The sequence below is a fragment of the Curtobacterium sp. BH-2-1-1 genome (genome assembly GCF_001806325.1).
In the GTDB taxonomy this organism is placed as follows: domain Bacteria; phylum Actinomycetota; class Actinomycetes; order Actinomycetales; family Microbacteriaceae; genus Curtobacterium.
On record NZ_CP017580.1, the window covers coordinates 3,668,010 to 3,681,816 of the forward strand.

Genomic DNA, 13,807 nt, shown 5'->3' on the forward strand with positions numbered 1-13,807 from the left:
ACGAGGTCAGCACGAGCAGGGGAGCACGATGCGGCGCTTGCGCACCGTCACGGCGGCACTGACCGCCCTCGCACTCGGAGGGGGACTCGCGCTCGTCGGCGCGTCGTCCGCCTCCGCCGAACCGGTCGGACACTGGGGGACGTTCACCCTCGCCGGCCAGAGCAAGGCCTACACCGGCACCGTCAGCATGCCTGGCTTCCCGGAGACCACCTTCACGTCCAACTCGCGGCAGTCGACCGTGATCAGCGGCAACTCGACCTGGCAGGGCCCGAACACCGGTCCGGGCACGGCGTACGGGTCGAGTCGCGGCAACACATACCTCAACCAGCGACCGCTCGCCGATGCGGCCGGCCAGCCGTCGGTCACCACCTACACGTTCGCGGAGCCGACACCGGGTGCGAGCAGCTGGTCCTTCGTGCTCGGCGACGTCGACGCCGACCGTGCGACGATCTCGGCGGTCACCCAGTCGGGCGCCGCCGCGACCGCCGCCGACCTCGGGTTCCAGAGCGTCTACAACTCGTGCTCGGCGACCTCGCCGGGTGGCTGGTCGTGCCCGGCGGATCCGGACGGGTCGACCGGGCGGGACGTCCCGACCTGGGACCCCGCCACGCTGACGCTCACGGGCAACACGGGCTCGGTGGACACCGCCGGCGCCACAGCCTGGTTCTCGCCGACGACCCCGCTGACGAGCCTGACCATCACCTACGAGCGTCGGAGCGGGTTCCCCGTGTACCAGACGTGGTTCGCCAACCGCACCGCCGCGATCACCGGCACGGCCACGCTCGACGGCACGCCGATCCCCGGCGCGACCGTCACCGTGACGGCGCCGCGCGGGACCGTGTACACGACGACGACGGACGCCGAGGGGAAGTACGCGTTCCCCGAGCTCCCCGTCATCAACGACTACGAGGTGGCGATCACCGCTCCGCCCGGGGCGACGGGTGCCGCCACGGCGACGGGTGTCTCGTTGAACGGCGTCCCGGGAGATGCGGACCAGGTCCGCGACCTCACGTTCACGTCGCCAACGGGGACCACCGCGGTGATCGGACAGGTCGTCGACGACGCGGGCAACCCTGCGGCGGACGTCCCCGTTGTCATCACGGACCCGAACGCGGCCGCGCCGATCCAGACGGTCACGAACGACGAGGGCTACTACACGGCGTCAGGCCTGACCCCGAACACACCGGTCACCGTCGCCGTCGACGGGGCGGACCCGGTCACGGTCACGACGGGTGAGGCGGCTCCCGCGGCACCCACGCGGGCCGACCCGATCGAGACCGCCGCCGTCGCGAGCGTCGGCGGCGTCGTCCGCCTCGACGGGACACCGCAGGGCGGGGTGGCCGTGGAGCTGCTCGACGCGGCCGGCACGGTCGTCGCGACGACGGTCACCGGCACTGACGGCTCGTACTCGTTCACGACGGTGGGTGGCACCTACACGGTCCGTTCGGCACTGCCGACACCGGACGCGACGGGCACGGCGACGAGCACCGCGGTGACGCTGGTCGGCGGCGGCGCGGACCAGACCCGTGACTTCGCCTTCACGACCCCGGCAGCGCCCGAGGCGGTCACCACGAACGCGAACGGCCGTGTCCTGGACACGAACGACGCACCGGTCGCCGGACGCACCGTGACGGCCACGCCGGACGAGGCGGACTCGGGCGGACCCGTGACGGCCACCACCGACGCCGACGGCCGGTACACGCTCGACGGCCTCGCCCCGTCGACCGACTACACCGTGTCGGTCTCCGGGAGCGACGCGACGGTCGGGTTCACGTCCGGTCTCGACGACACCGACGTGGTGACCGTCGACGACCTCGTCGTCGCAGCCGCCGCGACCCCGAGCCCGACGCCGACCGCCACGCCGACGCCCTCGGCGAGCCCCGTCACGACGACCGCGCCGGTCGCCGCGACGGGCTCCGGCCCGACGAACGGCGCCCTCGCCTACACGGGCGCCGACCTGACGCCGGGGCTCATCGCCGCGGGCGTGCTCGTGCTGCTCGGCGGCGGACTCCTGACGTTCCGCGCGGTGCGCAACCGTCGCCGGACGTCGCACCTGCAGGACTGACACCTGTCGCGCAACGGGGTGGGGCCGATCAGCCCCACCCCGTTCTGCGTCCCGGGAACAATTCCCGTACCTGCGCCGTTGGAGCGGTCCGAGGAAGTTCTCAGCGGCACCCCCTCGCGCCCCTCGCCACACCGTGCAAGACTGGAGGAGCGCACTCGCCGTGGAGTCGTACCCACAACCACATCCACAGCTCGAGCGCGCAGTTCCTCGTCTCCTCCGACGTCGTCGCCGTGCGCCCGGACGTCCCCAGCGAGGAGGTCAGCCCCGTGTCAACCACAACCACCCGAACCTCGGCCGTGCCCACGCACACGCGGCCGATCACCGTGACGACCGGTTCGATCGTCGGCATCGCCGTGCTCGGGCTCGCCACGTTCTTCGCAATCACGACGGAGCTCATGCCGGTCGGGTTGCTCGGCACGATGAGCCACGACCTCGGGGTCTCCGAGTCGACCATGGGCATCGTCGTCACCGTGTACGCGGCGGCCGTGGCCCTGCTCGCGCTGCCCCTGACGTCGTTCACGGCCCGGCTGCCGCGCAAGGCGGTCCTCGTCGCGACCCTCGTCGGGTACGCCGTCTCCAACCTCATGGTCGCGCTCGCGCCGTCCTTCGCCGTGGTGTGCGCGGGACGGATCGTCGGCGGTGTGGCCCACGCGCTGTTCTTCTCCGTCGCCTCGGCGTACGCGACCCGGATCGTGCCACCGCGCCTCGCGGGCCGTGCGATCGCATTCGTGTACTCGGGCAGCTCGCTCGGCTTCGTGCTCGGCGTCCCGATCGCGACCTGGGTCGCGCAGCACATCGGCTGGCGACCCGCCGTGGGTTCCGTGGCGGTCGCCTCGGCGGTGCTCGCAGGCGTCGCGCTCGCCTTCCTGCCGGCCGTGCGCGGTGCCTCCTCGCCGCACATCGGTTCGCCGCGCGCCTGGGCCCGGACCGGCCTGCTCTCGGTCGTCGTCGCCGACCTGCTCCTCTTCGCCGGCCACTACGTCGTCTACACGTACATCGGCCCGTACGCCATCGACGCCGGACTCGCTCCCGACCTGGTCTCCGGCGCGCTCCTCGTCCTGGGTGCCACAGGGGTCGTCGGACTCTGGCTCGCCGGACTGTTCGTCGACCGCGCTCCGCGGCAGACCCTGATCGTCTCGGTCGCCGTCATGGCTGCCGCGTTCGCCGTGCTGCCCTTCGTCCACGGATCGCTCGTGGGCACGATGACCGTCGCCGGCGTCTGGATGGCGGCGAACGGCACCACGGGCACGCTCTTCATGGCCGCTGCGATCCGCACCGGTGGCGTGTCGCCCGACATCGCCGGTGCGCTCGTGAACGGCGCCTCGAACATCGGGATCGCCGGCGGCGCGGCCCTCGGAGGCCAGGCCCTCGGCGCCGTCGGCCTCCAGTGGATGCCGTTCGCCGGTGGGGCGGTCCTCGTCGCGTCCCTCGGCGTCGTGATCGCCGCACGCAAGGGCTTCCCGGCGCGGACGCACGCGCAGGAGCACCTGTCGACGTCGTCGCTCGAGGCCATCACCTCCTCGCTCGCCGTCGTCACGACGTCGGTCCCGACGATCAGCCGGGCGATCCAGACGGTCACCGGATCGGTCGGGGTGGTCACCGGCGCGATCCGGACGCGTCGATCCGGCGAACCGTCCGCCTAGGACCGGCCGGGCGGGCGCAGTCCGCACGGGCTCGATCGATCAGTTCTCGTTCGTCACGGTGCCCTGCACCCCGCCGCCCCGGAGGCTCAGCGTCAGCGTGCCGCTCATCGACTGCGCCGACAGCGAGACCGACCCGTGCAGCGCGTCCTGCCGCGGGTAGCACGCGGACGTCGACTCCAGCCGGTTCGCCGTCGCGACGAGGCAGATCGTCGAGCGGTCCGTCCCGACGCCGGCCCACACGCTCCAGGGCGTCTCGAACGAGCCGCCGTCGAGCGCGCGGTTCGTGAAGATGAGCCGCGTCGTCCGGAGCGTGACCGGCGCCTCGACCGGTCCCGGCAGCTGGTCGGCGTAGGTCTGCGGCGCGTCCAGCAGGTCCTCGAGGGTGATCGTCCCGGCACTCGGCGTGACGCTCGGCGCTGCCGCCGGGTCCGGCCTCGAGGTCCCGACCACCGTCCCCGCCGCGAACGCCACACCGACGGCCGCCGCGACGCCCAGCCCGATCCAGACGCGCGGCCGGGTGGTCCAGAACACCCGTGCGGCTCGCGTCCGCCAGGCGCCGATGCGGTCCAGGAGGCGCGACCCGCCTCCGTCACGGTCGCCCGGCTCCGTCCCGTGGCCGGTCCCCACCCCGTGGTCCGGTCCGTCGGGGACCCCGCTCGTGTCGTCGGTCGCCGCCGGGTCGAACGGGCCCGGAGCACCCGCGGCGGCGGCCGCGCCCGGTGGTCCCGCGTCCGGTGTCCGCGGCCCCGGTGTCGACGGCATCGAGACCGGACCCGGTGCCGGCGTCGCCATCTGGTCAGCGGCGGCTCCCGAGGAACCGGCGAGGGGCCGCGCACCGCCGGTGCGGAACGGGCTCGTCGTGCCGGACGTGACGGCCCGGTCGGAGCCCGCCGCGGGGGTCGGACGCGACCGTCCCGTCGACCGGGCCCGCGGGGAGGCGGGAGCCGCGCCTCCTGGACCGCGCCGTCCTCGGCCGAGCCGCTCGAGGGCCAGCCGCGCTGCGGCCGCGTCGGTCTCGGACGCGGCACCACCCCATGCGAGCGCCTCGAGCCGTGCTCGTTCTGCTGTCACGTCGTCGTCGGCCATGCGCACTCCCGGTCCGGTCGCACTGTCCGCCCATCGTCCCACCGGCGCCGTGCGGGCGCGCACCCAGTTCGCGGGGCGTAGACGGGGATCATGAGCGACAAGCACGATCCCGACCCCGAGACCCTCGAGCCCCTGAGCCACGACGCGCAGTCCGGCGAGGCCGACTACGTCGCGACGAGCCCGGGCGGGACGGGCACCGAGCGGCACGTCCCCCTGCCGGACGAGGAGCAGGGACGCGGCACCGAGTACGACCCCGTCGACCAGGGCCCGCAGCAGGAGGGCCAGGGCGGCTGACACGCCCGCCGCCCGACCGCGACGTCAGGCGAGCACGCGTCGCAGCACCGCACGTTCCCCGAGCGTCCACGCGGCACTCGTGACGACGTAGAGTGCGGCGGCCAGGGGTGCGATCGCGGCGAACACCACCGTGACGAAGGGCGCCCACCGGCCGATCGCCGCCGTCGCACCCGCTCCCGGCACCGCGGCGTCCGGCACCGCGGCCGGGTTCCACCGCAGGTTCGCCCGCCGGGTGAGCTCGACCACGAGGGCGAGCACGGTGAGCAGGAGCACCACGACCCACGCGTGCCACCAGAGCGGCGAGGTCACGACGACCACGAGCGAGTGCCCGAGCGGGACGCCCGCGAGCGTGGCCGTCAGCAGGGTGTTCACCGTGCCGTCGATCGAGGCGTGCGTGAACAGCGTGTACACGAGCGACAGCACCGGTGCCTGGGCGAGGACCGGCAGGCACCCGGCGAGCGGCGAGACCTTCTCGTTCGTGTAGAGCTCCTGCATCGCACGCTGCAGCCGTTCGGCGTCCTTCGCGTGGCGCCTCCGGAGCGCGGCGATCTGCGGGGCGAGGCGTCGGCGGTCCCGTTCCGCGCGGACCTGCAGCACGGCGAGCGGGACGAGCACGGCCCGGACCACGAGGGTGAGCAGCACGACGGCGACGGCGGCGGCGAGCCCTCCGGCGACGGGGGAGAGCGCCGCGGTGGCGGCGGCGAGGAGGTCGGCGCCGCCGTGCAGCAGCGGCCCGACGAGGGGCAGGGTGGTGAGGTCCATGACGTTCCGATCGGTTCGGTGGGAGGGGTCGCGTGTACGGCCCGTCCACCGGTCGGTGGTCAGGGCATCAGGCGACGGCTCCCGGTGCCCGGGGTCGGGCGTGCCCGTCGGCGTCGGGGTGGCTCCACGCGATCCGCGTCACGAGGTCGGCCGGGGCGCGGGACGACAGCGACCGGACCGGCACCAGGCCGAGGACGATCGCGAGGACGCCGGCGACCAGCACCGCGACCGCCACGGCCGTGAGCCCGAGCGCGGCCACCGCGAGGAGCGGGACGGCACTGACCGACGGGTCGCCGAGCACCAGCGCGGCGGTGGCGCGCAGCAGGAGTTCGACGACGGTCATGGTCCGTTCAGGGTAACGCCCGCGCGCCGTCGTGGGGGAAGTGGCTGGTCACGGCAGGATCGTGCCCATGACCGCAGGTTCGCCGAGCACCCCAGCGACCGCCGCCCTCGAGCGGGCAGGGGTCGCGTACACGCCGCACGTGTACGAGCACCACGAGACCGCCACGAACTTCGGCGAGGAGGCCGCGGCCGCCCTCGGGCTCCGCGAGGAGCAGGTGTTCAAGACCCTCGTGGTGTCGGTCGACGGTGCCCTGGCCGTGGCGATCGTCCCGGTGGCGAACCGGCTCGACCTCAAGGCGATCGCGGCTGCCGTCGGCGGGAAGAAGGCGACGCTCGCGGACCCGGCCCTCGCCGAGAAGCGCACGGGCTACGTGGTGGGCGGGATCAGCCCGGTCGGGCAGAAGACGAAGCTGCCGACCGTGGTGGACGAGTCGGCGCTGTCCTACGCGAGCATCTTCGTGTCTGGCGGGCGTCGCGGCTTCGACATCGAGGTGTCCCCGGCAGACCTGGTGCGCATCACCGAGGCGACCGCAGCACCGATCGCGCGGACCTGAGCCGGGTCGCCGCAAGTTTCTTCCACGACCGGGAATGACCCGGTTCCTCCTGCGTTGCATTGAGTCGAAGGCACTCAAGTTCCCAGGAGGTCCCTTTGCCAGCAACGTTCGGCCCGACCGGCGGCAACGACTCGTTCGACGAGTTCCTCGCCCGCCTGCTCGCGGCACAGGACTCCGGCGCCCAGCGATCCGTACCGCTGGGACGCCCGGTCGACATCACGCGACTGCTCAGCCGTCGCACCCACGAGCTGCTCCAGCGCACCGCGGAGTTCGCGGCCGAGCAGGGGCAGCACGAGATCGACGCCCTGCACGTCCTGCACGTGCTCGTCCGCACCGACCCGTTCACCGCGGTGCTCCGGCACGCCGGGGTCGACCCCGAGCAGTTCGCGGACGAGGTCGAGCAGCGCCTGCCGATTGCGGGCGAACCCCGCCAGCAGCCCGACGGTCGCCCGGCCCTGACCGGGACCGCACAGCGGATCCTGCTCGAGGCCACCCAGGCCGCCCGCGGGTTCGGCAGCACCTACACCGATCCCGAGCACGTCTTCTTCGCGCTCGTCATGGACCAGGACACCGTCACCGGGCAGCTGCTCGCCAGTGCCGGCGTCACCCCGCAGGTCATGCAGGACTACGCCGCGCAGGCCGCGGCGGCCGCCAGGGAGGGGCGCACGATGCCCACGAGCACCGACCAGACCAACGACACCGAGAGCGACACCCCGACGCTCGACCAGTTCGGCACCGACCTCACCAAGCGGGCCCGCGACGGCCGCATCGACCCGGTGATCGGCCGCGCCGAGGAGATCGAGCAGACCGTCGAGATCCTGCTCCGTCGCACCAAGAACAACCCCGTCCTCATCGGCGAGCCCGGCGTCGGCAAGACCGCCATCGTCGAGGGACTCGCCCAGCGCATCGCCGACGGCGACGTGCCCGTGCTGCTCCAGGGCAAGCGCGTGGTCGCCCTCGACCTCGCCGGCATGCTCTCCGGCACGCGCTACCGCGGCGACTTCGAGGAGCGCCTCACGAAGGCGATGGACGAGATCGCGGCGCACGCCGACGATCTCATCGTCTTCGTGGACGAGCTCCACACCGTCGTCGGCGCCGGTGGTGGCGGCGAGGGCGGTTCGATGGACGCCGGCAACATCCTCAAGCCCCGGCTGGCCCGTGGCGACCTGCACATGGTCGGCGCGACCACGCTGAACGAGTACCGCCGGATCGAGAAGGACGCCGCACTCGAGCGTCGCTTCCAGCCGGTCACGGTGGGGGAGCCGAGCGTCGAGGACGCCGTCGCGATCCTCACCGGACTCGCCCCGCGCTACGAGGAGCACCACAGCGTCACCTACACGCCGGACGCCCTGCGCGCCTCGGTCGAGCTCTCGCACCGCTACGTCACCGACCGGCACCTGCCGGACAAGGCCATCGACCTCATCGACCAGGCCGGCGCACGTCGTCGCCTGGCCCTGTCGGGCGACGTCGACGTCGAGGCGCTCCGCGCACAGGTCGCGACGCTCACCGCGTCGAAGGACGCGGCCGTCGCCGAGGAGCACTACGAGGAAGCGTCGCGCCTGCGCGACGAGATCGACGGACTGGAGGCGCGGGTCACCGCCGCCGGATCGGCCGACGCAGGTCGCGCCTCCGGTCCGGAATCCGTGGGCACCTCGATCACGGAGGAGGACATCGCGGCCGTCGTGTCGCGTGCCACCGGGATCCCGGCGACCCGCCTGACGCAGGGCGACCGCTCCCGGCTCGCCGCGCTCGAGGACGAACTCCACGAGCGCGTCGTCGGCCAGGACGACGCCGTGCGGGCGATCGCGACCGCGGTGCGGCGCAGCCGGACCGGCATGGGCGACCCCCGTCGTCCGGTGGGCAGCTTCCTGTTCCTCGGTCCGACCGGTGTCGGCAAGACCGAGCTCGCGAAGGCGTTGGCCGGGTCGCTGTTCGGCGACGAGTCGGCGATGCTGCGCTTCGACATGAGCGAGTTCGGCGAGCGGCACACCGTGTCGCGGTTGGTCGGCGCCCCTCCCGGCTACGTCGGCTACGACGAGGCCGGGCAGCTGACCGAGCGTGTCCGTCGGAACCCGTACTCGGTCGTCCTGCTCGACGAGGTCGAGAAGGCGCACCCGGACGTGTTCAACCTGCTGTTGCAGGTGCTCGACGACGGTCGGCTGACGGACGGCCAGGGCCGCACGGTGGACTTCCGGAACACCGTCGTGATCATGACGTCGAACATCGGCTCGGAGTTCCTCGCGTCGCGCTCCGGTGCACTCGGCTTCGCGCCGGTCGGCTCCGGGGACGGGTTCGCCGGGGACGACCTGCGCGCCCGGGTCATGGGCAAGCTCCGTGAGGCGATGCGGCCGGAGTTCATCAACCGCATCGACGAGATCGTGCTGTTCCGCAAGCTGGACCGCTCGCAGATCGAGTCGATCGTCTCGCTCCTGCTCGAGGACACCGCGCTCCGCCTCGTCGCCCAGGGGATGACCCTGACGGTGACGGACGCCGCGGTCGGGTGGCTCGCCGAGCACGGCTACGAGCCGGAGTACGGCGCCCGCCCGCTCCGTCGGCTGATCCAGCGCGAGGTCGACGACCGCATCGCGAGCCTCGTGGTCGACGAGGCCGTGTCCGAGGGCGACACCGTCCGGGTCGACGTGGTCGACGGCGCGCTCGACGCCACGGTCACGGTCCCCGCCGCGGTCTAGGCACCTCGTCCGCATCGAACGCCCCGGTACCCCTCGTGGGACCGGGGCGTTCTGCGTGTCCGGCGTCCCCGAACTGTTCGGGAATGCAATTCCGGACGAATCTCGAGAAAAGGGTTGCGCGGGGAATACCGGTGTGGATAGTGTTCACGAGCAGCAATCACCGCGTCAGCACGAGACCGAGAGGGGGCCTGACCATGATGTTCACCGAAACGACTCCGTTCCGTGGAATCCGTACGTCCGGCGGCACCCCGATCCGGGTCCGCTGACACGGGGCGTCCCACACCAGTCGCATCTCCGACCGGCCCGTCCGCGCTGAGGTCCTCCTCGCCGTCCGGTGCCGTTCCGACCCTCGGTCGCACTCGCCCGTCGCCCTCGCGGTGACGCACTCGGCGCGTGCCCGACACCGGTCGTGAATGTCGGTGGCCGGTGCGACGCTCCTTCCATCGGCAGCAATTCCTGACCGCACCCGTCGTGCATTCTTCGACGGGGCGCGGAATGCATTCTCGCGCATTCATCTCCCTTGCCCGCGTTCCGGGTAGTACTGCCATGCCCTGGCAGTCGTCGTCACGCCTGAAAGGCACCACCTTGTCAACGAAGACCGTCAACCGTCCCCCCGATACCCGTGCGGTGCGCCGTCGGGTCTCGCTCTCCGACCGCATCGCACTCCGCATCGGGATGTCCCTGATCATCTGGAGTCGTCGGACGCACCACGTGCGTCCGTCGGTCGACCTCGAGACCCGCCGGCGCCTCGAACAGGAGCGCGCCGCCCGCGAGGTCGCGTGGCTCACGCAGGTCGGCATGCTCAACCGCTGGCGCTGAGCCGCGCGGCGCGGCGCGGCGCGCCGCGCGCGCCGCCCCGCGTCTGCCGCAGTGTGCGAGGTTCCGCCCTCCGTGCCCGGCCCCTGGCCCCGCACCGAGCGCGGGACCTCGCACACTGTCATGCGAACCGCGCCCCCGCGCCCCGCGCGCCCCACCTCGCACGGTGCGGGGCGGGTCGGGCGCACCCCGCGCCTCCCGTACCGTTGTCGGGTGACCGAAACCGCAGCTGCACTCGTCGAACGCCTCACCGCCATCGTCCCGGACTTCCCGTCGCCAGGGATCCTGTTCCGCGACGTCACGCCGGTGTTCTCCGACGCCGTCGCGTTCGGCCGCGTGTGCGAGGCACTCGCAGCACCCTTCGCGATCGGCGAGGGCTTCGCCGCCGTCGCCGGCATCGAGGCCCGCGGCTTCGCGCTGGCCGGCGGGATCGCCGCGCAGCACCAGGTCGGCGTCCTCACCGTCCGGAAGGCGGGCAAGCTCCCCGGCGAGGTCCTCAGCGAGCAGTACGCGCTCGAGTACGGCGAGGCCGAGCTCGAGCTCCGCCCCGGGCAGCTGCCCGCGGGCACGCGCGTGCTCGTGGTCGACGACGTCCTCGCGACCGGGGGCACCGCGGCCGCGACCGTGACCCTGCTCGAGCGCGCCGGCTACGAGGCGATCGGCTTCGCCGCGCTGCTCGAACTCGACGGTCTGTCGGGTCGTGAGCGCCTCGAACCGCGCCTGCCCGTGCAGACCCTCGGCGCCGTCCCCGCGTGAGCCTCGGCGGGCGCCCCGCGCACTAGTCTTGATCCACCATCCAACCGAGGAGTCCCATCATCGTGACCGAGTCAGTCGCCGCAGCGCCGGAAGGCGCGTCGCCGGACAACGCCGAGCCCGCAGCCGTGCCCCAGGCACCCGAGCCCCGCACCGCGACGACGACCACGACGGGCACCGAGCTGTTCGACGGCGTCCGCGGCGTCGTGGCGATCCGTGTCGCGGGTGTGCTCAAGGACCTCGCGGCCTCGGTCGACGCCGGTGACCTCGTCGAGCCGGTCACCCTCGACGAGCAGGACGGCCTCGACATCCTGCGCCACTCGGCCGCGCACGTGCTCGCACAGGCGGTGCAGCAGATCAACCCCGACGCCAAGCTCGGCATCGGCCCGCCCGTCACCGACGGCTACTACTACGACTTCGACGTCGCCTCGCCCTTCACCCCCGAAGACCTCAAGGCGATCGAGAAGAACATGGACCGGATCATCCGGCAGGCCCAGCGCTTCCGCCGCGTCGTCGTCACCGACGAGGAAGCCCGCGAGCGCATGGCGGGGGAGCCCTACAAGCAGGAGCTCATCGGCCTCAAGGGTGCTGCGGACGCCGGCGACTCGGGCGAGAGCGTCGAGGTCGGAGCCGGCGAGCTGACGGTCTACGAGAACGTCGACCCGAAGACGGGCGAGGTCGTCTGGCAGGACCTCTGCCGCGGCCCGCACCTGCCGCACACCCGCATCATCGGCAACGCGTCGAAGCTCATGCGCGTCGCCGCGGCGTACTGGCGCGGCTCGGAGAAGAACCCGCAGCTCCAGCGCGTGTACGGCACCGCGTGGCCCGACAAGGACCAGCTCAAGGCCTACCTGCTCCGGCTGGAAGAGGCTGCGAAGCGCGACCACCGCAAGCTCGGCGCCGAGCTCGACCTGTTCTCCTTCCCCGACGAGATCGGGTCCGGCCTGGCGATCTTCCACCCGAAGGGCGGCATCATCCGCCGCGAGATGGAGGACTACTCGCGCCGTCGGCACGAGCAAGAGGGCTACTCGTTCGTCTACACGCCCCACATCACCAAGGGCGACCTGTTCGAGACCTCCGGGCACCTCGGCTGGTACAAGGACGGCATGTTCCCGGCCATGCACATGGACGAGGCGCGCGACGAAGACGGCAACATCACCCGCCAGGGCGCCGACTACTACCTCAAGCCGATGAACTGCCCGATGCACATCCTGGCGTACCGCTCGCAGGCCCGGTCCTACCGCGACCTGCCCCTGCGGATGTTCGAGTTCGGCACGGTCTACCGCAACGAGAAGTCCGGCGTCATCCACGGCCTCACCCGCGTGCGCGGCCTGACCCAGGACGACGCGCACATCTTCACCACGCAGGAGAAGATGAAGGAGGAGCTCACCACGACCCTCCAGTTCGTGCTGTCGCTGCTCCGCGACTACGGCCTCGACGACTTCTACCTCGAGCTCTCCACGAAGGACCCCGAGAAGTACGTCGGCGACGACGACGTGTGGGACGTCGCGACGAACACCCTGCGCGAGGTGGCGGAGGAGACCGGACTCGAACTCGTGCCGGACCCCGCCGGTGCCGCCTTCTACGGCCCGAAGATCTCCGTGCAGGCCCGTGACGCCATCGGCCGCACCTGGCAGATGTCGACCGTCCAGCTCGACTTCAACCTGCCCGAGCGCTTCGGCCTCGAGTACGCGGCGGCGGACGGCACGCGGCAGCGCCCCGTCATGATCCACCGCGCGCTGTTCGGCTCGATCGAGCGGTTCTTCGGCGTCCTCACCGAGCACTACGCCGGCGCGTTCCCGGCCTGGCTCGCCCCGGTCCAGGTCGTCGCGATCCCGGTCGCGGCGGAGTACGGCGACTACCTCGACGAGGTCGTCGCGAAGCTGCGCTCGCACGGCGTCCGTGCCGAGGTCGACCACTCGGACGACCGCATGCAGAAGAAGATCCGCACGCACACGAAGCAGAAGGTGCCGTTCCAGCTCATCGCGGGCGGCGACGACCGTGACGCCGGCGCGGTCTCGTTCCGCTTCCGTGACGGTCGACAGGACAACGGTGTGCCCGTGGACGAGGCGGTCGAGCGCATCCTCACCGCGATCCGCGAGCGCGCGCAGGTCTGATGACCCCTCCAGGAGGCACGGATCCCGTCGGTGGGACCGGTCGCGTCGACGACGCGGCCGGCCCCACCGCCGTTCCCGCTGCCGACCCGTCGGGTCCGGCCGGCGCGGCTGGCTCCGGCGGGGCGGACGACCCGCTCGTGATCCGCGACGCCTCGACCGGCGCCGCGGTGCCCGATGCGTTCCAGCGCCTCTGGAACCCGCACCGGATGGCGTACATCGACGCCGGGCGCGAGGGCAGGGGCCGCGGCCACGACGACGACTGCCCGTTCTGCGAGGCCCCGCACAAGTCTGACGAGGACGGCCTCATCGTCGCGCGGGGCGAGCACGCGTACGTCCTGCTCAACCTGTTCCCCTACAACAACGGGCACCTGCTCGTCTGCCCGTACCGCCACGTCCCGCTCTACGACGAGGCGACGCCGGACGAACTCCGCGAGATCGGCGAGCTCACCCAGACGGCGATGCGCGTCCTGCGTGCTGTGTCGCACTGCGACGGCTTCAACATCGGGATGAACCAGGGCGAGGTCGCCGGTGCCGGTGTGGCCGGCCACCTGCACCAGCACATCGTGCCGCGGTGGCAGTCGGACGCGAACTTCTTCCCGATCATCGCGCGGACGAAGTCGATGTCCCAGCTGCTCGGCGAGACCCGCCGACTCGTCGCCGAAGGGTGGCCGTCGGAGCACTAGAC

At 72.3% G+C, this 13,807-nt stretch carries 12 protein-coding genes; 9 read left to right on the top strand and 3 right to left on the bottom strand.

Going from position 1 to position 13,807, the window contains the following annotated elements:
- The first annotated feature begins 37 nt into the window (after window positions 1-37).
- Window positions 38-2,065: a carboxypeptidase-like regulatory domain-containing protein gene (locus tag BJK06_RS17470; protein WP_070418956.1), complete on the top strand. Its 2,028-nt coding sequence runs from the start codon at window positions 38-40 to the stop codon at window positions 2,063-2,065.
- Between the two features lie 266 nt (window positions 2,066-2,331).
- Window positions 2,332-3,708: an MFS transporter gene (locus BJK06_RS17480; protein ID WP_139199153.1), complete on the top strand. Its 1,377-nt coding sequence runs from the start codon at window positions 2,332-2,334 to the stop codon at window positions 3,706-3,708.
- Between the two features lie 39 nt (window positions 3,709-3,747).
- Here BJK06_RS17480 and BJK06_RS17485 read toward each other — a convergent pair whose 3' ends face one another.
- Entirely contained in the window at window positions 3,748-4,794 is a 1,047-nt protein-coding gene (locus tag BJK06_RS17485; protein ID WP_070418959.1) for a hypothetical protein, read from the bottom strand.
- A gap of 90 nt (window positions 4,795-4,884) precedes the next feature.
- On the opposite strand from BJK06_RS17485, the gene BJK06_RS17490 reads away from it, so the two are divergent.
- Window positions 4,885-5,088 (top strand): hypothetical protein, encoded by a 204-nt coding sequence (locus tag BJK06_RS17490; protein WP_070418960.1) that lies wholly within the window; start codon window positions 4,885-4,887, stop codon window positions 5,086-5,088.
- A gap of 24 nt (window positions 5,089-5,112) precedes the next feature.
- Here BJK06_RS17490 and BJK06_RS17495 read toward each other — a convergent pair whose 3' ends face one another.
- Both BJK06_RS17495 and BJK06_RS17500 read right to left on the bottom strand, forming a co-directional pair.
- The gene (locus tag BJK06_RS17495; RefSeq protein WP_070418961.1) at window positions 5,113-5,850 is read right to left on the bottom strand and encodes a membrane protein insertase YidC; all 738 of its coding nucleotides are present in this window, start codon (window positions 5,848-5,850) and stop codon (window positions 5,113-5,115) included.
- Window positions 5,851-5,917: 67 nt separating this feature from the next.
- Window positions 5,918-6,193, bottom strand: a complete 276-nt coding sequence (locus BJK06_RS17500) for a hypothetical protein (RefSeq protein WP_070418962.1) — start codon at window positions 6,191-6,193, stop codon at window positions 5,918-5,920.
- A gap of 67 nt (window positions 6,194-6,260) precedes the next feature.
- Here BJK06_RS17500 and ybaK point away from each other — a divergent pair, with 67 nt between their 5' ends.
- From ybaK to BJK06_RS17530, 6 genes are all read left to right on the top strand, one after another.
- Window positions 6,261-6,746 carry a Cys-tRNA(Pro) deacylase gene (gene ybaK / locus BJK06_RS17505; RefSeq protein ID WP_070418963.1) on the top strand — a complete coding sequence of 162 codons (486 nt, stop codon included), beginning with the start codon at window positions 6,261-6,263 and terminating at the stop codon, window positions 6,744-6,746.
- A gap of 95 nt (window positions 6,747-6,841) precedes the next feature.
- Window positions 6,842-9,436: an ATP-dependent Clp protease ATP-binding subunit gene (locus tag BJK06_RS17510; protein ID WP_070418964.1), complete on the top strand. Its 2,595-nt coding sequence runs from the start codon at window positions 6,842-6,844 to the stop codon at window positions 9,434-9,436.
- A gap of 585 nt (window positions 9,437-10,021) precedes the next feature.
- On the top strand, window positions 10,022-10,255 hold the full coding sequence (locus BJK06_RS17515) for a hypothetical protein (protein WP_139201846.1): 234 nt from the start codon (window positions 10,022-10,024) through the stop codon (window positions 10,253-10,255).
- 210 nt (window positions 10,256-10,465) lie between these two features.
- Window positions 10,466-11,008, top strand: coding sequence for an adenine phosphoribosyltransferase (locus BJK06_RS17520; RefSeq protein ID WP_070418966.1), 543 nt, complete (start codon window positions 10,466-10,468; stop codon window positions 11,006-11,008).
- 62 nt (window positions 11,009-11,070) lie between these two features.
- Window positions 11,071-13,122 (top strand): threonine--tRNA ligase, encoded by a 2,052-nt coding sequence (gene thrS, locus BJK06_RS17525; RefSeq protein WP_374930685.1) that lies wholly within the window; start codon window positions 11,071-11,073, stop codon window positions 13,120-13,122.
- Window positions 13,122-13,805: an HIT domain-containing protein gene (locus BJK06_RS17530; RefSeq protein ID WP_083295362.1), complete on the top strand. Its 684-nt coding sequence runs from the start codon at window positions 13,122-13,124 to the stop codon at window positions 13,803-13,805. The genes thrS and BJK06_RS17530 overlap by 1 nt, the downstream gene beginning before the upstream one ends.
- Window positions 13,806-13,807 lie beyond the last annotated feature (2 nt).